Source organism: Crocosphaera chwakensis CCY0110 (genome assembly GCF_000169335.1).
GTDB classification, from domain to species: domain Bacteria; phylum Cyanobacteriota; class Cyanobacteriia; order Cyanobacteriales; family Microcystaceae; genus Crocosphaera; species Crocosphaera chwakensis.
The window spans coordinates 17545-38691 of the sequence record NZ_AAXW01000023.1; the positions used below are offsets into that span (position 1 = coordinate 17545).

The following is a 21147-nucleotide window of genomic DNA, read 5'->3' on the forward strand; positions in this document are numbered from 1 at the left end:
AGTACCTACAGAGAACTCGGCGTTGCCTTTGATAGCTTAATTGAGCTATGCTAAACCACTCTCGATGATAAGTTTTGAGGTTTTGGCTATCTCAATTGTAGACAAGTCTATTTTCGCCTTTTTCATTACCAATTGTAATTAATTGTAAATTATTTTGGCCGAGTTTCATGATAAGTGAGGGGATAGGGTAGTGGGGTGATGATGGGGTCAAGAGAACTTGATTATAATAACCTACCATCACCACAGTCTTTAAGGTTTCTCAGACACAGTTAGACTAGCCTTAAATTAGGATAGTTAACTAACACATCGTCTCGGCTAAGGGTATCCCCTTGTGCTTGAGGTGTCCAGAGTATCTCCACAGCTAAAAGGCGATCGCTGCCAATGGCCGCAATTTGTTGCAGAGCCTTTTGAAGATTATTGACTTCGTTGATTTCGGGTAAGTCTAATTTTCCTTCAACTCCAACAATAATCGAAGCCACAATATATTCTCCTGTTTCTGTAAATTTGGATAATTCTCCTTTGCCTTCTAATAATTGGGTTGGAGAACTGCCTCGTAACTGATTATTAACATTAGAGAGGGTTTCTGAACTGAATTTACTTCTTTCAGCTAAGGCTAATTGATTAAATTTGGCTTCTGCTGCATCGATACCTGTGGTATTGGCTTCGGTTAAACCAGACACCCAATATTCAGGGTGACGCAAGAGGGCTAAACTGGCTTCTTGGAGTACCGTTGCCCGTCCGGATGCGGTATTCGTGTCGGCGGTTTGGGCGAGTTCATCGAGTTCTTTTTGTAGGTAACGGCCACTGGCTAATAATCCTACCTGAACTTTAGCAACAGATACTTTAGGGTTATTGTAGCTGTTGCCCATTTGATCACCGCCTAAGTTGCTGACGGTTCTAATTAAAAAGTTAGCCAGAGCAATAACGATAAGGACGGTAAATAAGCTACCAAAGCCTCCAAAGCCAAAGAAGGGGATAAGAAAGGGAAAGCCAAAGCCTCCGCCTCCATAACCGTAGCCACCGCCTCCATATCCACCGCCTCTAGGGGAACTATAAGTACGGCTAGGGCTTCTAAAGGAACCTCCGCCAATTCTACCCCCTGTACGGGCTGCTAAGGCACTGCCAACGTCTCCAAAAATCAGGGTAATGACTAAAACGAGGATTAGTAAGGGTTTCAAAAAGGGTTTAATTTTTTTCAACATACAACGATAATCTAGATGATCGAATAATCTATTATTTCTAGTTTATCGAGATTTCCTTTGTGAGTTCTTTATTTATAGTTTTATTTTTACTTTCTTTACCACACGATAATTTTGATGTCAAGTGTTATAAACCAATCATTTTTGATGGAGATGACTTGCTAAAAAATCATCAATTTTCTTGTAAATAGCAACCATCTCTTCGTTTCTAAACCAACCATGACCCCCATCAGTAATAGTCATCAGTTCATTGGGAACTTGTACCTTTTCTAAAGCTTGGTGTAGTTGAACAGCATGACTATAGGGAACTGAGGTATCAGCGTCACCGTGAATGGTGAGGATAGGGGGCAAATCTTCTCTTATATAGTTAATGGGAGAAACCTTTTGAGCAATTTTAAAGCGATCGCTTTGATTCCCTAACCATTCTACTGCATAGTCTCGTTGATTTTCTCCTTGGAGTACATCGAGAACATCGGTGATACCGTACCAGTTGATAATAGCTGCTATCTGACTGTTTTCTTTTCCTTGACACTGATGGTAGAGATCACTACTGTCTGGTAGCATCCCTGTTATTAGGGCTAAATGTCCCCCGGCAGACTCTCCAGAAAGAACTATTTTATTAACATCAAAACCGTATTCATTGCCATTATTAATGACCCATTTAACTGCACATAAACTATCTTTTACGGCTGCAGGGGCAAGGGAAACATTAGCTAGTCTATATTGAACGGTGACGACTCCCCAACCTTTTTTTGTATAGGGTAAAATGCTCGAAAGTGTAGCATCTTTTGTTCCACTAATCCAACCTCCACCATGAAAATAAATCAAGGTTGGAACCTGTTTATTGATATTTTTAGGGGTATAAATATCTAGCTTTAAAGAGACATTATTGATTTCTAAATAGGTGATATTTAAGTATTTTTGGTAGTTTTGGGGGGCTGTGGTTACCCGTCTAACTCTATCAGTCAGTCTAACTAAAATAGGAGGGATCATTACAAGTAAAAGTATAACTAAAATTAATAATAATTGAGTTTTTGGTTTCAACATAGAAACATAAATGATACATTAACTACGTCGTGATTGAGCAATTTGCCAACTGAGAAAAATAACAGGAATCATACCCACTAAAACAATAGCTAAAGCGGGAGCTGCTGCGTCAGATAATCGTTCATCGGACGCATACTGATAAACTCTAATAGCTAGGGTATCAAAGTTAAAAGGACGAATGACTAAAGTAGCGGGTAATTCTTTCATGACATCGACAAAAACTAACATAATTGCTGTTAGCATTCCTCCTGTCATTAAGGGAGTATGAATTTTAATTAAAATCTTTCTGGGGGTTGATCCTAAACTTCTAGCAGCATCGTCTAAACTGGGTTTAATTTTTCCTAAACTGGATTCAACAGCACCAAAAGCAACGGGCAAAAATCGTACTAAATAAGCATAAATTAAGGCTAAAATTGTGCCACTAATTAATAAGCCTATTTTAATATTTAAAACCTGCTCCACTATATTAGCGATCGCATTATCTAATCGTCCTACTGGTATCAAAATTCCCACCGCAATAACAGACCCTGGAATAGCATAACCTAAAGCAGCAATTCTCACACTTGCATTTATCAAAAAGTTATCTTTTAGTCGTTTTCCATAAGCCATAATTAAAGACAAAATTAACGCTGCGATCGCTGTCACAACTGATACCATTAAACTATGATTCGCCAAGTCAAAAAAGTTATTTTCTAAAGCAGTTTCTGCATTGGCAATCACTAAATCAACCAAGTAAAGAGAAGGTGCTAAAAATCCCCCAAAGAAGGGAATAAAACAAATCAACCAAGCTAAAATAGCTCGCCAAGAGGTTAGGTGATACCGAGGAACATGACTTTGAGGACTACTATTTTGATAGTAACGTGCCTGCCGACGTGACCATAATTCTAAAATAATTAACGTAAAAATAAATAACATTAAAAAAGCTGCTAACTGCGCTGCTGCTTCTCTTTCTCCTAAACCAAACCAAGTATCGTAAATTCCTGTTGTAAAAGTATTGACTCCAAAATATTTAACCGTTCCAAAATCATTTAAAGTTTCCATTAACGCCAATGCTAAACCAGCCATAATTCCTGGACGAGCTAAAGGAAGAGCAACTTTAAAGAAGCTTTGCCAAGGACTACAACCTAAAGATCGACTCGCTTCTAATGTACAAATTGACTGTTCTAAAAAAGCAGTTCTAGCTAATAAGTAAACATAAGGATAAAGTACCAAAATTAACATAACAATAGCCCCCCAAACTGAACGGATATCGGGGAACCAATAATCGTTATAATTTTGCCATCCAAACCAAGTACGAAGGGTACTTTGCACAGGACCATAATAGTCCAACATATTAGTGTAAGTATAGGCTAATAAATAAGCCGGTGCTGATAGAGGAAGTAACAATAACCATTCAAACCAATCACATCCCCAAAAGCGACAAATAGTAACCAACCATGCGGTTGCGATACCAATAATTAATACACCTATTCCTACCCCAAACATGAGGAGTAAAGAGTTTATAATATAAGTGGTCAATACAGTTTCTGCTAGATGTTTCCAAATGCTTCCAGCGTCAATAAAAATACTACTAACGACGAATAAAATTGGCGTAGCAATTAAAACAGCTATCATCATAACGATAGCTGTCCAACCTTTTGAGGGAAGATAATTAATCAAGTTACGATAGTTAGAAATAATGGAATTAGATTGATTCATAAATTAATTTAAAGATGATATTTTGTGAGTAATAATTGAATTGATATTAATGACGGGATAGGGATGACAAATATTATAATACCTTAACTTTCATCCTCCAGGGCATAAATTCTGAAACTATCATAATATTGACAGAGAAATTTATATGTGAAGCCTATTATGTCATCACATCTTTAAATTTAGTGATTGCGAAGACTCATTTTAGGCTAAAATCACAATAGTCCTCTTGATTAAACATAATGATGAAAGACTTACCCCCTCTAAACACTGACACTATTAACGCCATTCTCAATGAAGAAATTGATGATGAAACCGTTATGCAAATGGTGTGGTATTATTTGGGATATCGTTATGATGAAAGTAGTAAAAGTTGGGATAATTCTGGGGTAGAAGCATCTTGGAGAGAAGAGTATCCCGAACCACCAAACTTTATAGAAAATCGTCCTCCTACAGTAAAATTAACCCGTTCTATTCCTAAAGAAAATAAACAATTGTTGAAAGAAAAATTAGGGTTTAAAGGATATAAATTAGGAACTTTTGATCCTAGGGATACTCGTCGTGCAACCATGGCTAATTGGTTATTAAGTTATTTGGTAATGCACTCATATTCGTAATATCTTTCGTTTATTGGTAAGGAAAAAATACTTTACTTTTAAATAAAAAATAAGGGGATAAGTCCTAAAATTGCTAAGAAAAGTAATAACCCTAAACTCTGTCTTCCTGTCTTGCGATCTCGAAGAGATCCGCTTCGCGGTGCGCTAAAAATTAAAGCATAGATTCCTTTTATTAAATTATTGCTCGATGCAGCAATTAAAATGGCTCCTGAAGCGACTGATAAAGAAGTCAATTGTCGAGCAGATTGAGTAATCCCTAAAATAAAAGGATCAATATCTGTTACTCCCATAATTCCGGCTAATAAATATAATCCACTGCGTCCTAAATATAAAGCTGTATAGTGAGTTAAAACAATCATAATTATGAATAAAAAAGCAAAGAAAAAAGCTGCTTTTAGTTCTAAAGGATTAGGAGAAATATAATTTTTTTGTTCGATAGACTCAGTCATAGTTTTATCTTTTCTAGATGACCAAAAACTTCCAACAATAATAGCAGTAAGAGCTAATAAAACAAACCATAAGGTTAATTTCTTTCCTAATTGAGGATTAAATAAATTAACCAGTAAAGCTAACCTCAAATACATAATACCAGAGGCGATTAAAATTCCTCCTGAATAGGGATGAGAATAAGTATTACTGGTGGATTGTTTTGCTAGTGCTACGGTAGTAACAGTAGAAGAATAAGCACCCCCTAATATTGCAATTAATATCAGTCCACCACGGTTTTTAAAAACTTTTTGTAAAATAAAACTAGCATAAGAAATTGCACTAACTGCAACCACAATCAACCAAGTTTTGAAAGGATTAATTTCAAAAATCCCAAAGTTTTTGTTAGGGAGAATAGGAAGAATAACGGCAGTAAGAAATAAAAATTTTGTGAAGGTTAAAATATCTTCTGGAGAAAATTGATGAGCTAAACTTTCTAAGACAGATTTTAATTCTAGTAATAGTAAACTGGTAATTACTAAGGTTGAAGCTATCCACAATTGATCATGATAGACAAGTGCGCCTACAATATAAGTGGTCAATCCTACCATTTCTGTGGTTAAACCTGCTGTTTTAAAGGTTTGAATCTTATGCCAATAGGACAATAACATTAAGCTTCCAATGACAAGAAATCCTCCTGTTAAAGGCAACAGTTGAGGATTAGAAAGTGAAGCCATACTATAGCCAATTAAGCCAATTAATGGATAAGTCCGAATTCCTCCAAAAGCATACTTACCAGAAATAGACTTCCATTCTTCTCTCTCTAAACCAATCAGAAAAGATAAAAAGAAAACTAATAATAGTTTCAAAACTTCAGGAGGAATAAAGTTAAACATTTTACCTAATAATTAATCTTTATATAGCCATAAAATTGAGAACAAGCCATGCCAATAGAATAGCAACCATAGATCCGATAAAAGTATTAATAATATTAACTATTTCATTGGTCATCCAATCGAGCTTTTCTTGTAAAGTTGCTCCGATTAAACTTTCTAGATTAGTAGCGATAAATGCAGCAATAATACAATAAACAATACTTGATAAATTAATTAATCCAACTAAATAACCTACTAAAGCAATAACCCCAGATGCCACAATTCCAGCTAGGGTTCCTTCTAAACTAACTGCCCCTTCTGTACCTGGGGAAACAGGTTTTAACGTAGTAATTAAAAACGTTTTTTTTCCATAAGCTTTGCCTACTTCTGAGGCGGTAGTATCTGATAATTTGGTACTAAAACTCGCCACGTAACCTAATAGTAATAATTGAGTCCAAGGAGCTTCAACAAATAGAGTTCCTAGGGCGCAAAAGGTAGCAATTAAAGCCGAACCCCAAACATTTTCGGGACCACGCATTCCTGAACGTTTTTCAGCAATTCCAGCAGCTTCTTTTTGCTCTATACCAATTTTAGTTACCCCTGAGCCCACTAAGAAGTAAAACATGACTACTGCATAACCTTGCCACCCCAAAGTTCCCCAAACAATTACCCCTAAAATCCAAGCATTGAGATAACCATTAATGGTTAATAATTTTTTGGGTACAACAAAAGCAAAAATGATCAATACACTATTAATTATTAGACTAATAATCCAAGAATTGCTTAAGTATAATTCCATCATAATCTTTAAATTACTCCTATTGATAGGTTAATTATTTTTACTTCGTTTAGCTAATAAAGCCGTGCCATAAGCTGCTTCAGTTTGCTTTGAAATTTTTACAGAAATTTGTAAATAATGCTGTCTTATTTTAGCCCAATTTTTATTTTTCGCTCCACCTCCTGCCGTATAAATTTGTGTCACGGGGGTTGCACCCAAAGCTTCTAATTTTTTATAGCCTAATGCTTCAATTTTAGCTATGTTTTCTAGTAAACCTTGTAAAAATTCTACTTTATTATCAGGAATAGGCTCAATTTTAGGGGATAATTTAGGATTATTAATCGGAAATCTTTCACCAGGTGTTAAGAGCGGATAATAGTTTAAATTGGTTTGTTGATTAATCTTTATTTTTTCACTTAGTTCTTGTAATTCTTCATCAGTAAAAAAGTGTTTTAACACTGCACCACCAGTATTTGATGCGCCTCCTGTTAACCATAAATCACCTAAACGATGGCTATAAATTCCTGATGAAATATCTTCTACACGAGTCTTACTTAATAGTTTCAAAACTAATGTTGAACCTAAAGATGTTACTGCTTCTCCTGGATGTTTCACCCCACTGGCTAAAAATGCAGCAATACTATCTGTTGTTCCTGTGCAAACTTGACAATGTTTAGAAAAATTAAACCGTCTGATCGTATAATCATTCACTGTGTTTATAGGGGTTCCTGGAGGTAGAACTTGAGGTAATATTGAATAAATAGGTAATGCTTTTAACCAGTCGGGATAACACAAGTTTTCCACATCATAACCCAGTTTTAAAGTATTATGATAATCACTAATTCCTAGCTTTCCATGTAACAAAAATCCTAACCAGTCTGCTTGATGTAAAAAATAAGAATCTACTTGCATCTTTTTAGTTTGATACCACCATAAAAGCTTAGCTAAACTAGATGTGGAACTGTTAACCAGATGATACTTGGGAATAATAGTTTTAAAATTATCCAAAACTGTTATATCTCGTGATTCATTGTATAAAATAGGTTTTTCAATTGGTATTCCTTCGCTATTACATAATAAAACTGTTGAAGAAGTACCATTAATAGAAATTACTTCAATTTTTTTTCTGATATCTATCGAAATCTTTTCTAACAGAAGATATAAAGTATTTTTCCATTTTTCGTCTAAATAATTAGTATCTTGCCGAGAAAAAGAAAAACTAACTTGAGTAACAATTTCTTCATTATCATTAATAACAATACCTCTTGCTCCTGAAGTTCCAAAATCAATCCCTAAAAATAACATAATTAAATTAAACGAGGACGTAACTTATAGTAGCGATAATTTCGATAATCTTCTAAAATTTTATCATGATCAAAGCAGAGATTTTTCGGTAATTCCCAAAGATCAAAAACTCGCACATTTTTTGCATCATCTGCTGCTTGAGGTTGTCCCGTTGCAATAGCAATAAAAACAACACTCATGGTATGTTTACGTTCATCTCGATTCGGATTAGAATAAACATGGAATTGTTCAATTAAATTAACCGATAAATTAACTTCTTCTTTAGCTTCTCGATAAGCTGCATTTTCTACTGTTTCCCCATAGTCTACAAACCCCCCAGGTAACGCCCATCCATAAGGAGTATTTTTACGTTCTATTAAAATAATAGGTCTGTTGGGTTGATCGATTAGTTCGATGATAATATCAACAGTAGGAATAGGATTACGAAATGTCATAATTTTGGCTCATTAAACTATGATTACTATACAATAAAAATGAATTAAACAAGAAAATGACAGTAATAACTATCTTCCCACAACTACCATAATGGACAGTATTAAAACATTCGATGATCTTCAAGTTGAAAACTTTAATAAACTTCAAGATAAACTACGGGAATATTGGCAAGGAAAAGACCTATTTGAGCAGGATGGTTATGATATTTTAGTCGTTCCTTCTTTTAGTATTGATCAGCGAGTTGGACAAAAAGTTACGGGATTTCTTCATTACGAAGAACGTCTTTTGTTTTCTTTGATTCGGTTACGAAATCCAAAAACAAGATTAATTTATGTAACGGGACAACCTTTATCGCCGATTATTATTGAATATTACTTACAATTATTACCAGGAATTCCTTTTTCCCATGCCCGCGATCGCCTACTTTTACTAACTACTTATGATAACTCATTTAAACCCTTAACTCAGAAGATTTTAGAACGTCCTCGTTTAGTAGAGAGAATTCGCCGTGCTTTACGTCCAAACAAATCTTATATGGTTTGTTTTAATGCTACTCATTTAGAGCAAGAACTTTCTTTAAAATTGACTGTTCCCTTATTTGCAGCCTCACCACAACTGATTTACTGGGGTTCAAAAAGTGGCGGAAGAGAAATTTTTGATGAGTGTTTAATCCCTCATCCTGACGGAAGTGATTTAGTTAATAATGTTGATGATTTAGTCTTAGAACTTTATGAACTTTGGCGTAGAAATCCTCATTTAAAACGTATTGTGGTTAAGCTCAATGAAGGATTTTCAGGAGAAGGAAATGCCGTTTTCGATTTAGGTAATCTCAAAAATAATGTTTCCCATCTCTCAGATGAAACTAAAACTAAAACAGCTATTTTAAATAGTTTGAAAGACTTAAGTTTTCAATCAAAAGAAGAAACTTGGAACAACTTTTCTAGTCGAATTCCTGAATTAGGTGCAATTGTCGAAGCCTTTATAGAAGGAAAAGAAAAACGTTCTCCTAGTGTTCAAGGTTATATTACCCCCAACGGAGAAGTTACTATTGTTTCAACTCATGATCAAATTTTAGGCGGGCCTGATGGACAAATTTATTTAGGATGTCGTTTTCCTGCGGATAAAGCTTATCGTCATATCTTACAAGATTTAGGTTTAAAAATTGGTCAAGCCTTGGCAAAAAAAGGGGCAATGGAACGATATAGCGTAGACTTCTTAGCCGTTCGTAATACTTCTGAACAAGTGGAAAAGTGGGATATTCAAGCCATTGAAATTAACTTAAGAAAAGGTGGAACAACCCATCCATTTATGACCTTAAAATTACTAACGAATGGTAGTTACGAGCAAAGTACAGGTTTATTTTATACCCAACATAATCATCCTAAATATTATATTGCTTCGGACAACTTACAAAAACCGCAATATTGTGGTTTACTCCCCGATGATTTAATGGATATTGTTGCTAAACATCGCTTACATTTTGATACGAGTAATAAAACAGGAACCGTATTCCATTTGATGGGAGCTTTATCAGAATTTGGAAAATTAGGATTAACCTGTATTGGTAATTCTCTAGAGGAAGCGGAGAAAATTTATCAAGAAGTTGAAAGGGTTTTAGATTTAGAGTCTGAAATGATTATTGATGATAATAATGAAACAATTACTCCCAATTTACCTATTGTTTGGACATTATAAGTTAAAATATGTTACGAGGAAAACGCACTACTTTAATTAACCTAAAGCCATGATATTTGACGTGGATACTAATAGTGAATATACGGGTAATTATACGCATTTAGAATCAACTACCAAGGTAAAACTTCACCGTTAGAATGCCAAAAAGTACCAGTATTTTTTAGATTTAATTGGTCAATACGAGCGATTAGTCCTTTCACCGATTGTTCTGGTGTAATCCCATTAGGATTAAAATTAGTCATTCTCGTTTTAACTAAACCAGGATGTAGAATAGCGACAGCGATATTTTTTGGTTTCAAGTCAACAGATAAAGATTTACCTGCCATAGATAGAGCCACTTTTGACATTCGATAACCATAGGAACCCCCAGACGTATTATCTTCAATAGAACCCATGCGACTGGTCATAAAAATAATTTTTGCACCTGCTTTTAAATTAGGAAGCAAAGCATGAGTGAATCTTAAAGTAGCAAGAGCATTAACCTCAAATTGCTGACGAATACTATCTACATCTAAATCATTCAGGCTGACTCTATCTAAAATACCAGCATTATTAATCAACACATCCAGTTTTTGCCCGTTCAGTTTTTTCATCAATCTCTCTACATCTGTATTTGAAGTAAGATCAATATTAGTTTCTATCGATATCTCTAACGCTTTTAGTTCTGGGGAGACTTCTCGACACACCCCAATGATATCATCTCCTCGTTTTTTCAGTTGACGGCAATATTCTAAACCAATTCCTCGATTAGCTCCTGTGATTAAATAAGTTCCCATTTAGTTCTTAGTGCTAAGTTGGACAAAAAACAAAGGTTAATATCTCCTACACTTCTCAAAACATGGCAGTAGTCTATCATAGTACGAAGGGGTAAAGTATTCAGACTTCCCAACGAAAACTTCTGTGAAAATTTTAGAAAATTGATATAACTTGATATGAGTATGTTCACTGGTTAAATTTACCTGTCTTGCTATCTGAGTCAAGTCCATTCATTAACGCCGTCCTCTCCTTTGTATATCCTATCAGCCTGATTGTCCTCTATCTTGGGGTGATTATTGCCTTGGCTGAGGGATTACATCGTTTAGGAGGTACGGATGCGGAATTTACCCGAAAAATTGTTCATATTGGTTCAGGAAATGTTGTTTTAATTGCCTGGTGGTTACAACTGCCATCTTGGGTATTAATTGGTGCTTCTGTGATTGCCAGTATTATGGCTCTTATTTCCTATTTTTTACCCGTTCTACCCAGTATTAATAGTGTAGGACGCAAAAGCTTAGGAACCTTTTTTTATGCCCTGAGTATCGGGGTTTTAACCCAGTGGTTTTGGACAACAGCGCATCCTCAATACTTAGCCATTGGCATTTTAGTGATGGCTTGGGGAGATGGAATGGCCGCTATTATTGGGCAAAAATTTGGACAGCATTCCTATCAAGTATTAGGGGTTAAGAAAAGTTGGGAAGGCTCATTGACTATGATGGGAGTTAGTTTTTTTGTGACCAGTGTTATTCTTTTATGGGTAGATGAACCTATCTTGAAGGTAGCCTTCGTTTCTTTAATTGTTTCGATGGCTGCTATGGGGTTAGAAGCCTTTTCTAAGCTAGGAATTGACAATTTAACAGTTCCTCTGGGGAGTGCGGTTCTCGCCTTTTACTTGATTCACGGATTATTTTAGTTATCAAGAACAACTATGAGCTTTTCAATTTCTGCTAGACAAAACCAGTATATTACTTATATTCTTTCTGACGAAAGTGCTTTATCTCGTCTCGAAGTTGTTCCAGAAAGAGGCGGAATGATTACCCGTTGGTCTATTGAAGGTCAAGAGGTATTTTACTTGGACGAAGAAAGATTTTCTCATCCTGAACTAACCGTTAGAGGAGGGGTCCCTATTCTGTTTCCCATTTGTGGAGATTTACCGGATAATGTGTATGTTTATGATAATAAAGCCTATCATTTGAAACAACATGGATTAGCAAGAAATTTCCCTTGGGAAGTAACTGAACAATCTACAGATTCCTGTTGTAAGCTGACCTTAAGCTTAAAGAGTAACGAAGAAACCCTCAAAATGTATCCCTTTGAATTTGAGTTAAGGTTAATGTACGAACTAAAGGGAAAAACGCTAAAAATTTATCAAGAATATATTAATAAATCTGATAAAGTAATGCCCTTTTCTTTTGGCTTACATCCCTACTTTTTGGTTAAAGATAAAGAGCAAATGGTTCTAGATATTCCAGCTTCTAGTTATCAAGTGAAAGATACCAAAGAAATTATTCCTTACGATGGGAATTTTGATTTTAACGAAGAAGAAATCGATGTCGCCCTTAAATCTTTAAAACGTCCTTCTGCAAGCATTCAAGACCGCGCCAGAGGGCTAAAAGTTACCCTAAAATGGTCTGATGAGTATTCTACGATGGTTTTCTGGACGCTTAAGGGCAAAGAATACGTCTGTTTTGAACCCTGGAGTGCGCCACGTAATGCTATCAGTACGGGCGAAAACATCACCGAACTCGAACCCGGAGCCACCTGTGAGGCTGTAGTAGAGATAGATGTGACCTCGGTTTAAAATTAATCGTTGCTTTTGCTAAAAAGCTATGCTATAGTAGTAAATCGTGTGCGGAACACACAACGGGTCGCTAGCTCAGCGGTAGAGCACTCGGCTTTTAACCGATTGGTCTTGGGTTCGAATCCCAGGCGACCCATTTTTTTAGATAGTGTCAAAAAAGTTAAGGTCGTCGAACACAGCTTGATGCCTTGGGTAGAAGCTTCGACTTACTTATGGATAGTTGGTCTGATGTCTATGGCTCTAACAAGAAAGAGTCTCCAATAGCTTTTTTGTCCCCACGCCAGGCCTTTTGATAAAATTATAATATTTCAAAAACTAAAAAAATATACCTTTCATGGATGTTATCCCTGCGATCGATCTGTTAGAAGGACGCTGTGTCCGTCTCTACCAAGGTGACTATGAACAATCCCAAATTTATAACGAAAATCCTGTAGAAGTTGCCCGTCAATGGGCAGATGAGGGGGCAACTCGTTTGCATTTAGTGGACTTAGATGGGGCAAAACAGGGTCGTCCCATGAATCTTGATACCATAGAAGCCATTGTTAGAGCTATTTCAATTCCCGTACAAGTCGGAGGGGGATTACGCGATCGCCAAAGTGTCTCCCAACTGATTGAATTAGGGGTTGATCGCACCATTGTCGGTACTGTAGCGGTGGAAAATCCTTCTTTGGTGCAAGAACTCTGTCAAGCCTTTCCGAGTAAAATTGCAGTGGGAATTGATGCCCGAAACGGCAAAGTAGCTACCAGAGGATGGTTAGAAACCTCTGAAGTCTTAGCAACAGACTTAGCCCAACAAATGGCTGAGTTGGGCGTGAGCGCAATCATTTACACCGATATACACCGCGACGGAACCTTACAAGGCCCTAACCGTGAAGCTTTGCGAGAATTGGCTAATCACATCAATATCCCTGTCATTGCTTCGGGGGGTGTTAGTTCGTTGAGTGATGTTTTAGGATTATTGGCCTTAGAACCCATCGGAGTTACCGGTGTTATTATTGGTAAGGCTCTATATACAGGAGATGTTAGCTTAACTGAAGCAGTTCGTGCTGTCGGCCCCGGTCGTTGGCAAGATATTCCTCCCGATCTCGGTTCTTCGGCCTTGAGTTAACGAAGGTTAGGAGGAATTTCTACGACAGGACGATTGAGGGCAATAGTTAAGGCTTCACTTTCTCCGTTCGTGCGAGCATAACGGGGAAATAGCCCATCTTGTAAAGAGACATGAGCGATTGAACCAACAATGACAGCAGCGATACCTATACCACTGGCGATCAGACCTCGTTTCCTGCGATCTTGACGATCAATGGTATCAAAAACCCCCTGAGATAAATCATCTACAGAGACAGAACTTTCTGGAATTGGGATGGTGGTAGTTTCTCGTTGAACCCGTAACAGTTGCTTATATAACTGATGGAATTCAGGATCATTGTCAAGCCATTGCTGAACTTGCTTACGTTCTTGGGCTGTTAGTTCTCCATCCATATAGGCACTTAACAACTCAAAACGCTCAAACTGATTATCCATATTACTTGAATCAGTGGGCCAAAGCCCTTGGTTGTGTTCAAAATCAGACATCATGATTAACCTCTCCTAGATCCTCTAAGATCCTTAGTTGCGGAGACGAATGCTCTGACGAGCATGGTCATGACACCCCTCACAGGTGATTATCAAGATAACAATATTCTCAATTAATCAACATATTTTTCTAAAACCGTTTGTAATTTACCCCTCGCCCTAGCGATACGGGATTTCACTGTACCCAGAGAAACCCCAGTCATTTCTGCAATTTCTTCATAGGCTAAACCTTCGATTTCTCTTAAAACAATGGTTGTTCTAAATGCTTCAGGTAAATCAGCGATCGCTACTTTAAGACGATCATAAAATTCACGAGTGGCTAAAGTGTCATCTGGACTAGGATAATCTGAAACAATATCCCATTCTATTTCCCCATCATCAACCCGACGAGGGGCATCTAATGAGATAGGATGACTAACTCGCTTACGTTTACGCAATTCATCGTAAAATAAATTAGTGGCAATACGACTCAACCAACCTCGAAATTTAACCGGTTCATTAAGACGTTTGATGTTACGGTAAACGCGAATCCAAACTTCTTGAGCAAGATCAGCCCGATCTTGCCAATCAGGAGCCAAATGATATAGTATTCTCTCTACATGAGACTGATAACGGTTTAAAAGTTCTGCAAATGCAGCACGATCTGGTTTAGATCCCTCCTGACACCTGACAATCAAATCGTAATTTGAGAGCTTTTCTGGAGACACGACTGACTTCTGTCGCCACGGGCGAAATAGTCTCTCAGGTCCTGTAATTGCTTGACTCATAAGTTTACCTAACGCATAATTCTCCTCACGTTAGCATTCTAGACGCGGAACTTCAAACAAGGGTTCCCTCTGTTTAAATTTTTTCGATGATTCTGGATTTATTTTTATTTGGGCAACCCTCACTACTACTCTTTAAAGTGATAGTAGACTCAATTAGTAACACTCAATGAATCCTTAGTCTTGAATAAAAATTATCAATGCTAAAAATCACGAAAATTACATTAATTGGCTTCACTATATTACTCAGTCATTAATTCTATCTTTGGCTTCATTGATAATTCCGCGTTGCATCATAACGGGATGATCCGAAATTTTATCCTAAGGGTCTAACTATATTATCTTCTAAGATCGGAGAATTCCATCAAATTTTAAATAGTTCATAATATTGTTGGATTTCCTTTCCTTTGACTATTCCTGTAGAGACTTTGGGATAAAATGTCTCTATGTCTGACAGAAGAGGGATATTGACTATTTTCTTACTTGAATAACTTGTAAACTTCCTCCTGCATAAAGGCGTTTTTTACACTTATTAAATCCAACATCTTTTAATTCATCAATTAAGTTGGTTTCTAATAACTTCCAAGCCGTTTTTGTCTCAAATAACCACATGAATGTTGCTAACGATGGCCAGAACAAAATATTAGTGGGTTTGTGTAAATCAATCAAAGTAAAAATTCCTTCAGGTTTTAATACTCGATAAACTTCTCTAAGGATTTCTCTTAACTGTTCTGTTTCCATTTCGTGTAAAGCAACGCTAGTATGAACTAAATCAAATTCTTGATCAGTAAAGGGCATTTTTTCGGCTAAAGCATTTACATAGGTAGCTTCAGGGACTACTTGTTTTGCTCGCTCAATAGCGATAGAAGAAGCATCGAGTCCTGTAACTTGCGAAGATTTTTTAACTAAAAATTCAGTGGTTTGACCACTTCCACAACAGAGGTCTAAAATTTTAGTATTGCAATCAATATTAATACCTTCGATGGATAAACTACGAAATCTCTTTTCTCCACCTACAGCTAGAGAACTTAAACGAGAAATGGTGTTATAGAGCCAAGGATATTGATAACTTAAGGGTCTTAAAAAAGTTGCCATAAAAAAAATTAAAATAATAAAATGTTATATAAACATTTTAACATAAGCTTCTTTTGCATAACAGCTAAGTATTCTTATATAAACAATTGATGAATTATCTTTACAGAAACTTGGCATTATCGTGATAAAATAATTATAAATATTTTATTAAGGGGTTTTTATGTTAGATTTTGACGGAATTAACTTCGATTATTTACTAGAAGAAGAAGTCATCCAAGCTAAAAATCATCCTAAGCTTTCTTTTCAAGAAGAATTATTTGTGAAACTTCTAGAAGGCATTAAAGAGGATCGTATTGGTTACGGCGTGATTCAGACCGATGAAAATGAACAAAAAGGAGTCATTTTATTATTAGATCCTGACACCAATCAACAAATTATTGTTGGCTATCTTTCCAATGAATTACAAACGGTCTAACAATACACTAACTTAAAAATTATAAATAGTGATTAATTCATGAGAGTAGTGAACACATTTCTCCGCTTTTTAGCTATCTTCTTTCCCTTGCTAATTTCAAAATTATTCGTTTTTCTGCACGAGCGATCGTCTGATAAGTTTTTTCAATCGCTTCAGGTTCTACAGAAATAGTGGTAATTCCCCAAGTAATTAATTGTTCTATAATTTGAGCAGAATCCACAGCTATTTGACCGCAAATAGAACTCGGAATTTCTAAGCGATTTGCTTCTTCAATCAACTGTTTTAAAGCCGAAGTGATCGCCGATTGCTCAATAAAAGAAATTTGATTTGAGTACACCTTATTACGTTCTCTGCCGAGTAATAATGGAATTAAGTCGTTAGTACCAATTGCTATGCCCTGTACTCCTGCTTTAACATAATCAGATAATTGGAAAATAATAGAGGGAACTTCTACCATAATCCAGACTTGAAATGACTGCAAAGTTAATAGTTTATAGTCTTCAATTAAGTTTAGACAAAACTGAAATTCATCCACCGTTCTCACAAAAGGTAAAATAATACTAATATTTTGATGCCCTTGCTGTTGAACTTCTGATAAAGCTTGTAATTCTAAGCGAAATAAAGTAGGGTCAATACAGTATCCAGAAGTCCCTCGACGATCTTGGTCGACAGAAAATTTATCATCAAAGGTTCGGTAAAAAATGGGATAAGGATGAAAAACTTCAGCAAATTCACTAATTCGTTGTTTTAGTTGTTCAATAATTTTATCAGATTGAGACTGAGTTAACCACTCCCTTAAAGAATGAGGCGTACATAAGTCTAATAACATTAATTCTGAACGCATCAAACCTAATCCATCCCAGGGTAAATTTGTGATTTTCTCCAAAGAAGTCCTCTGACTTAAATTAACCATTAATTTAGTGCCTATAGGATAATTTAAAAAACTTTGTTTTTCTAAGGGTAGATTAGGTGCTTGAAGGGACATTTTTTGTTGACTCGATAGATTTGCTGTATTCAAAATAATGGTTCCATTATCCCCATCCAAAAGAATAGAATCTCCAGTTTGTAACCAACTTGTAGCCCCAGGAACGCCCACAACAGCAGGAATTCCCAATTCTCTTGCTAAAATAGCTGCGTGACTGGTTGTTCCACCTTCTTCGGTGATAACTCCCAATGCTTGTTTAATAGAAGATAGTTGAAACGGATGAATTTTTTGGGTAACAATAATACTATTAGTTAACTTAACTAAGTTAGAGTTATTATCCTCATTTAGTAAATAAACGGTTCCTTGAATTTGCCCTGGCGCTGCACCAATACCTGTTAGTTGAGATTGAGCTTGAGTTTGATTTATTTGTGTCTCTAATTTTGTACTATCAAGAGATTGATCGTAAGGTAATGAAGTTAGTTGAGCGATCGCTAATTTAGAAGATGAGTTATCATCAGAAGTATAAAATATCCATTCTAGAGAATGCCAAGAAATTGCATCATTCTGTAAATTATTAAAAAGTTGAGTGATTTGTGCGATTTCTTCTGAATCTAAACAGTATTGCTCTTGTTTTTCATTACTCAAACAATAGTATTCTAAACATTTTTGAGTTGATAATTTACTTAGTTTTGACTTTTCTTTTAAACGATAAGCACGAGATTGATTCCCTAGTTTGTGTTCTAAAATTTCTCCAGAATTTTTTATGATTTTCCAATAGTCAGGTAAAATTTCTCCTTGAAGAAGACTATAACCTAAACCCCAATTACCCTCTATTTCAAAATATTTAGCTCGATTAATCATCCTCCCAGATGAAGTAGCTGTAACCATTGGTTGTACTAGAATTGCTAAGTTTAATTGATCAATTCCAATGCCTAAGCGTTGCCAATAAAACAAACTTTTTGCCTTTAATAATTGCGCCCAAATTTCTTTAATAGCAGTTTCTAGATGTTCAGGAATATTCCAACAAACTTGAGCAGGAGTTAAACCAGAAATATCTTGATTTAGGAAAAAATCTCCCCCTAAAGAAGTACGTAAAATTAACGTATCAGTTTCTAGTTTTTTTGTAGCTTCTACTAAAATATCTCGCCATTGAGACGGGAATGGTAAGTTGACAATAGATTGACGACTTTGCTGAGCCACTAATTGTAATATGCGAGGATTATCGACATCCAAATGAAGGGATGAGCCAGGAAAATCTGCTAATAATGAATTCACGTTATTCAAATTATCCAGAAATTCTCGAAATACACTTGAACTAATTACAAAACCAGGAAAAACATTATAGCCATTTTGTTTCAGTTGGCTTAAAATCCATGCTTTTTCCCCAACAACGGGACGATCCCGCAAATTAATTTCAGAAAGCCAATAAAGCTTAATCACTACAATAATAAGAATCCAATTAGCAAGAACAATTAAAAAGGTTAAAGAGATTAATTATAATAATTGATTAAAACAAATTTACTACTTTTTTGACCTATATTTCCTTATTTGTCATGATATCATAACAAATTCCTAAACAACAATAGAATGTTGCTAGGAATTTGCAATTAATCGTTAAACTAAACCTGAAAGTTTATAATCTAATCTGACTGTTAAGATTCAATCTTGTCTATTATAACTAATTGTTTTTTTCTATGATTACCTATATTTTTTCAGGTTGGTCAACTATCCTTAAATCGAGAGTGCTACAAGCTGTCATTCTAGGATTTACTACTCTTATGTTAACAATTACATGGACTCCTATAGCAGTAGGACAGATTCCCTGGACGACTTCATCGGGGGATACACAGATAAAAACCCAGACACCTTGGTGGAACCCCAACAAAGCAGAACCTTGCGGAAGATTGTGGTGCAGTAATGTTCATTTGTTGGGTGGTTTAGATAAATTGTTTAAAGTGGCAGTGAATCCCACCACTCTTGAAGAGCCTAATAATGCTGCATTTGTTGTAGAAGAAAGAGCAAAAGAAGTTCAAAGAATTTATGATTCAATTTATGAGCGAGTGCGTAAAGCAGAATCAAAGTTACAAAAAGATCAAGTTAACGCAACAATTAGCGATATTGGGAACTGGAAAGATTTATTTTTTGACAGAGATAATTTATCTACACATCCTGTTACACCAAAAATTGAAATTGGTATTAGAAATAATCAAACCGTTATTTATGTACCAGAGCAACTTGACTTAGGGTTATCAGGACAAACTATTGTTACGGTTAACCAAGCTGATAGTCTTTATTACGGAAAATCCATTGAAGATATTGCTAAAGAATGGCAGTTTTTAATTGTTGAAAGTCTAAATGAAGCACTTTGGGCTTACGAAATTGATCAATATTATCCGTTTGCTAGGTTATTAATGGCCGTTTTAATGATTATTTTGCTCTCTATTCCAATTATTATCTTGTGGGTTATTAGATACATCATTAAAATTTGGAATCGTCGTCTTAGTCGTCAATTACAAGAGTTAGAAAAATCTTTAGCCGTCGATGCAGAAGGATTAACAACTGAAGAAGTTTCCCTATCGGATAATGTAGAAACAAATCCTCCCGATAACCAAGACACTGAATCCAGAGCAAAAGAAAATAAACCCAGGATATTATCTCTTGTTAAAAAGGCTATCAATAATCCTGAAAAAGTGATTTTTAGAGCTAAAAAAGTTGTCAATCATACTGTTCAGAATATAAGTCAGAATTTTTCCCATTTATACCTCAAACAGCAAGGAACTATCAAACGACAACAAAATATTGCTCAATTACTTTTAGGATTATTATTTTGGGTACAAATATTTTTAATTTTACTCGCAGGCGGTTTAATTGTGTTAATTTTTCCAGAAACTCGTCGTTATAGTTACTTCTTTTTGGGTCAATCTTTGACTATTCCATTAGTTTGGATGTCTGTTGGTATTGCCAATAAACTTAGTAACTTATTAATTGACTATTATCTCAATAGATGGGCTAAAAATGCGCAGATAGTTAACCCTAATTCTAATCGTTATACTTTAAGGGTTAGTACCTATTCTAATGCTTTAAAAAGTGGCACAACTTTTCTATTTATTGCCATTGGTATAACTGTTACAGTTATATTATTAGGTATTGATTTAACCGTATTAGCCAGTGTTGGTGGCGTGGCTTTTGTGTTTGCATTTTTATCTAGAAATGTAGTAGAAGATATGTTAAATGGTATTTTGATTTTATGGACAGATCGTTATGCGATTGGTGATGTTATTCAGGTGGGAACTATCGGTGGTTTGGTGGAAAATATGAATATTTATATTACACAAATTAGAGGGGCAGAGGGACGTTTAGTTACCATTCCTAATAGCAAAATTTCTATTGTCGAAAACTTAACAAAAGATTGGTCACGGGTGGAATTTAAAATAGAAATTGCTTATGATGCTGATGTAAGAAAAGCATTAAGTGTTATTAGTGAAGTCAGTGAAAAAATGCAACATGATCTAACTTGGAAAGATAAAATTATTGAACCTGCTGCTATTTTAGGGGTTGATAATATTTCCCATCATGGTATTTTAATTCAAGTATGGATTAAAACCCAAGCTATGCAACAATGGGCTGTAGGAAGAGAGTATAGACTAAGGATAAAAGAAGCCTTTGAAAGAGTAGGAATACCCATCGGAATTCCTCATCAAGAAGTAAGATATCAAGCATCTTTATCAACCAATAATTAATAGTTAG

At 35.6% G+C, this 21147-nt stretch carries 19 protein-coding genes and 1 tRNA gene; 8 read left to right on the plus strand and 12 right to left on the minus strand.

Translation table 11 applies throughout. From position 1 onward, the window contains the following. Positions 1–269 precede the first annotated feature (269 nt). The 3 genes from CY0110_RS15030 to CY0110_RS15040 all read right to left on the minus strand — a co-directional run bounded on the left by CY0110_RS15030 (position 270) and on the right by CY0110_RS15040 (position 3944). A complete protein-coding gene (locus CY0110_RS15030; RefSeq protein ID WP_008276325.1) occupies positions 270–1202 on the minus strand; it encodes a DUF1517 domain-containing protein in 933 nt (310 codons plus the stop codon). A gap of 135 nt (positions 1203–1337) precedes the next feature. Next, the gene (locus CY0110_RS15035; RefSeq protein ID WP_008276326.1) at positions 1338–2246 is read right to left on the minus strand and encodes an alpha/beta hydrolase; all 909 of its coding nucleotides are present in this window, start codon (positions 2244–2246) and stop codon (positions 1338–1340) included. An 18-nt stretch (positions 2247–2264) separates the two neighbouring features. Beyond that, positions 2265–3944: an ABC transporter permease gene (locus tag CY0110_RS15040; RefSeq protein WP_008276327.1), complete on the minus strand. Its 1680-nt coding sequence runs from the start codon at positions 3942–3944 to the stop codon at positions 2265–2267. 242 nt (positions 3945–4186) lie between these two features. Between CY0110_RS15040 and CY0110_RS15045 the strand changes: the two genes are divergently transcribed. Then, positions 4187–4558, plus strand: a complete 372-nt coding sequence (locus CY0110_RS15045; RefSeq protein WP_035799544.1) for a DUF1823 family protein — start codon at positions 4187–4189, stop codon at positions 4556–4558. Positions 4559–4596: 38 nt separating this feature from the next. Here the strand turns inward: CY0110_RS15045 and CY0110_RS15050 are convergent, their stop codons facing one another. Genes CY0110_RS15050 through CY0110_RS15065 form a run of 4 tightly spaced genes read right to left on the minus strand, consistent with a single transcriptional unit; the run spans position 4597 to position 8376 of the window. After that, positions 4597–5880 (minus strand): MgtC/SapB family protein, encoded by a 1284-nt coding sequence (locus CY0110_RS15050; RefSeq protein WP_008276329.1) that lies wholly within the window; start codon positions 5878–5880, stop codon positions 4597–4599. Positions 5881–5899: 19 nt separating this feature from the next. After that, positions 5900–6661, minus strand: coding sequence for a TIGR00297 family protein (locus CY0110_RS15055; RefSeq protein ID WP_008276330.1), 762 nt, complete (start codon positions 6659–6661; stop codon positions 5900–5902). 27 nt (positions 6662–6688) lie between these two features. Continuing rightward, positions 6689–7942: an FGGY-family carbohydrate kinase gene (locus tag CY0110_RS15060; protein WP_008276331.1), complete on the minus strand. Its 1254-nt coding sequence runs from the start codon at positions 7940–7942 to the stop codon at positions 6689–6691. 2 nt (positions 7943–7944) lie between these two features. Continuing rightward, positions 7945–8376 (minus strand): NUDIX domain-containing protein, encoded by a 432-nt coding sequence (locus CY0110_RS15065; protein ID WP_008276332.1) that lies wholly within the window; start codon positions 8374–8376, stop codon positions 7945–7947. A 91-nt stretch (positions 8377–8467) separates the two neighbouring features. On the opposite strand from CY0110_RS15065, the gene CY0110_RS15070 reads away from it, so the two are divergent. Then, positions 8468–10072 carry a peptide ligase PGM1-related protein gene (locus tag CY0110_RS15070; RefSeq protein ID WP_008276333.1) on the plus strand — a complete coding sequence of 535 codons (1605 nt, stop codon included), beginning with the start codon at positions 8468–8470 and terminating at the stop codon, positions 10070–10072. A gap of 110 nt (positions 10073–10182) precedes the next feature. On the opposite strand, the gene CY0110_RS15075 is transcribed toward CY0110_RS15070, so the two are convergent. Beyond that, on the minus strand, positions 10183–10848 hold the full coding sequence (locus tag CY0110_RS15075) for an SDR family oxidoreductase (RefSeq protein ID WP_008276334.1): 666 nt from the start codon (positions 10846–10848) through the stop codon (positions 10183–10185). A 188-nt stretch (positions 10849–11036) separates the two neighbouring features. On the opposite strand from CY0110_RS15075, the gene CY0110_RS15080 reads away from it, so the two are divergent. The 4 genes from CY0110_RS15080 (at position 11037) to hisA (ending at position 13737) form a co-directional block, all read left to right on the plus strand. Further along, positions 11037–11741 (plus strand): diacylglycerol/polyprenol kinase family protein, encoded by a 705-nt coding sequence (locus CY0110_RS15080; protein WP_083794083.1) that lies wholly within the window; start codon positions 11037–11039, stop codon positions 11739–11741. Positions 11742–11756: 15 nt separating this feature from the next. Next, complete coding sequence (locus tag CY0110_RS15085; RefSeq protein ID WP_008276336.1) at positions 11757–12629, plus strand: aldose epimerase family protein; 873 nt, start codon at positions 11757–11759, stop codon at positions 12627–12629. A gap of 64 nt (positions 12630–12693) precedes the next feature. Further along, a tRNA-Lys gene (locus CY0110_RS15090) sits at positions 12694–12765 on the plus strand. A 198-nt stretch (positions 12766–12963) separates the two neighbouring features. Further along, positions 12964–13737 (plus strand): 1-(5-phosphoribosyl)-5-[(5-phosphoribosylamino)methylideneamino]imidazole-4-carboxamide isomerase, encoded by a 774-nt coding sequence (hisA, locus tag CY0110_RS15095; protein WP_008276337.1) that lies wholly within the window; start codon positions 12964–12966, stop codon positions 13735–13737. Here the strand turns inward: hisA and CY0110_RS15100 are convergent. From CY0110_RS15100 to CY0110_RS15110, 3 genes are all read right to left on the minus strand, one after another. Continuing rightward, positions 13734–14204, minus strand: coding sequence for an anti-sigma factor family protein (locus tag CY0110_RS15100; RefSeq protein ID WP_035799551.1), 471 nt, complete (start codon positions 14202–14204; stop codon positions 13734–13736). The two genes, hisA and CY0110_RS15100, sit on opposite strands and share 4 nt — an antisense overlap. Before the next feature lie 110 nt (positions 14205–14314). Then, a complete protein-coding gene (locus CY0110_RS15105; protein ID WP_008276339.1) occupies positions 14315–14968 on the minus strand; it encodes a sigma-70 family RNA polymerase sigma factor in 654 nt (217 codons plus the stop codon). Between the two features lie 468 nt (positions 14969–15436). Continuing rightward, positions 15437–16060, minus strand: coding sequence for a class I SAM-dependent methyltransferase (locus CY0110_RS15110; RefSeq protein WP_008276340.1), 624 nt, complete (start codon positions 16058–16060; stop codon positions 15437–15439). Positions 16061–16220: 160 nt separating this feature from the next. On the opposite strand from CY0110_RS15110, the gene CY0110_RS15115 reads away from it, so the two are divergent. Next, positions 16221–16475: a hypothetical protein gene (locus tag CY0110_RS15115; protein WP_008276341.1), complete on the plus strand. Its 255-nt coding sequence runs from the start codon at positions 16221–16223 to the stop codon at positions 16473–16475. Positions 16476–16548: 73 nt separating this feature from the next. Here the strand turns inward: CY0110_RS15115 and CY0110_RS15120 are convergent, their stop codons facing one another. Further along, a complete protein-coding gene (locus CY0110_RS15120) occupies positions 16549–18840 on the minus strand; it encodes a putative PEP-binding protein (protein ID WP_008276342.1) in 2292 nt (763 codons plus the stop codon). A gap of 254 nt (positions 18841–19094) precedes the next feature. On the opposite strand from CY0110_RS15120, the gene CY0110_RS15125 reads away from it, so the two are divergent. Continuing rightward, positions 19095–21140, plus strand: a complete 2046-nt coding sequence (locus CY0110_RS15125; protein ID WP_008276343.1) for a mechanosensitive ion channel family protein — start codon at positions 19095–19097, stop codon at positions 21138–21140. The last annotated feature ends 7 nt before the right edge of the window (positions 21141–21147 follow it).

Bases quoted from the DNA above. Each gene is read 5' to 3' on its own strand.
- CY0110_RS15070 (WP_008276333.1), top strand. From the start codon at position 8,468: ATGGACAGTATTAAAACATTCGATGATCTTCAAGTTGAAAACTTTAAT.
- CY0110_RS15040 (WP_008276327.1), bottom strand. From the start codon at position 3,944: ATGAATCAATCTAATTCCATTATTTCTAACTATCGTAACTTGATTAAT.
- CY0110_RS15125 (WP_008276343.1), top strand. From the start codon at position 19,095: ATGATTACCTATATTTTTTCAGGTTGGTCAACTATCCTTAAATCGAGA.
- CY0110_RS15035 (WP_008276326.1), bottom strand. From the start codon at position 2,246: ATGTTGAAACCAAAAACTCAATTATTATTAATTTTAGTTATACTTTTA.
- CY0110_RS15030 (WP_008276325.1), bottom strand. From the start codon at position 1,202: ATGTTGAAAAAAATTAAACCCTTTTTGAAACCCTTACTAATCCTCGTT.
- CY0110_RS15045 (WP_035799544.1), top strand. From the start codon at position 4,187: ATGAAAGACTTACCCCCTCTAAACACTGACACTATTAACGCCATTCTC.
- CY0110_RS15115 (WP_008276341.1), top strand. From the start codon at position 16,221: ATGTTAGATTTTGACGGAATTAACTTCGATTATTTACTAGAAGAAGAA.
- CY0110_RS15110 (WP_008276340.1), bottom strand. From the start codon at position 16,060: ATGGCAACTTTTTTAAGACCCTTAAGTTATCAATATCCTTGGCTCTAT.
- hisA (WP_008276337.1), top strand. From the start codon at position 12,964: ATGGATGTTATCCCTGCGATCGATCTGTTAGAAGGACGCTGTGTCCGT.
- CY0110_RS15065 (WP_008276332.1), bottom strand. From the start codon at position 8,376: ATGACATTTCGTAATCCTATTCCTACTGTTGATATTATCATCGAACTA.
- CY0110_RS15055 (WP_008276330.1), bottom strand. From the start codon at position 6,661: ATGATGGAATTATACTTAAGCAATTCTTGGATTATTAGTCTAATAATT.
- CY0110_RS15100 (WP_035799551.1), bottom strand. From the start codon at position 14,204: ATGATGTCTGATTTTGAACACAACCAAGGGCTTTGGCCCACTGATTCA.
- CY0110_RS15105 (WP_008276339.1), bottom strand. From the start codon at position 14,968: ATGAGTCAAGCAATTACAGGACCTGAGAGACTATTTCGCCCGTGGCGA.
- CY0110_RS15075 (WP_008276334.1), bottom strand. From the start codon at position 10,848: ATGGGAACTTATTTAATCACAGGAGCTAATCGAGGAATTGGTTTAGAA.
- CY0110_RS15050 (WP_008276329.1), bottom strand. From the start codon at position 5,880: ATGTTTAACTTTATTCCTCCTGAAGTTTTGAAACTATTATTAGTTTTC.
- CY0110_RS15085 (WP_008276336.1), top strand. From the start codon at position 11,757: ATGAGCTTTTCAATTTCTGCTAGACAAAACCAGTATATTACTTATATT.
- CY0110_RS15060 (WP_008276331.1), bottom strand. From the start codon at position 7,942: ATGTTATTTTTAGGGATTGATTTTGGAACTTCAGGAGCAAGAGGTATT.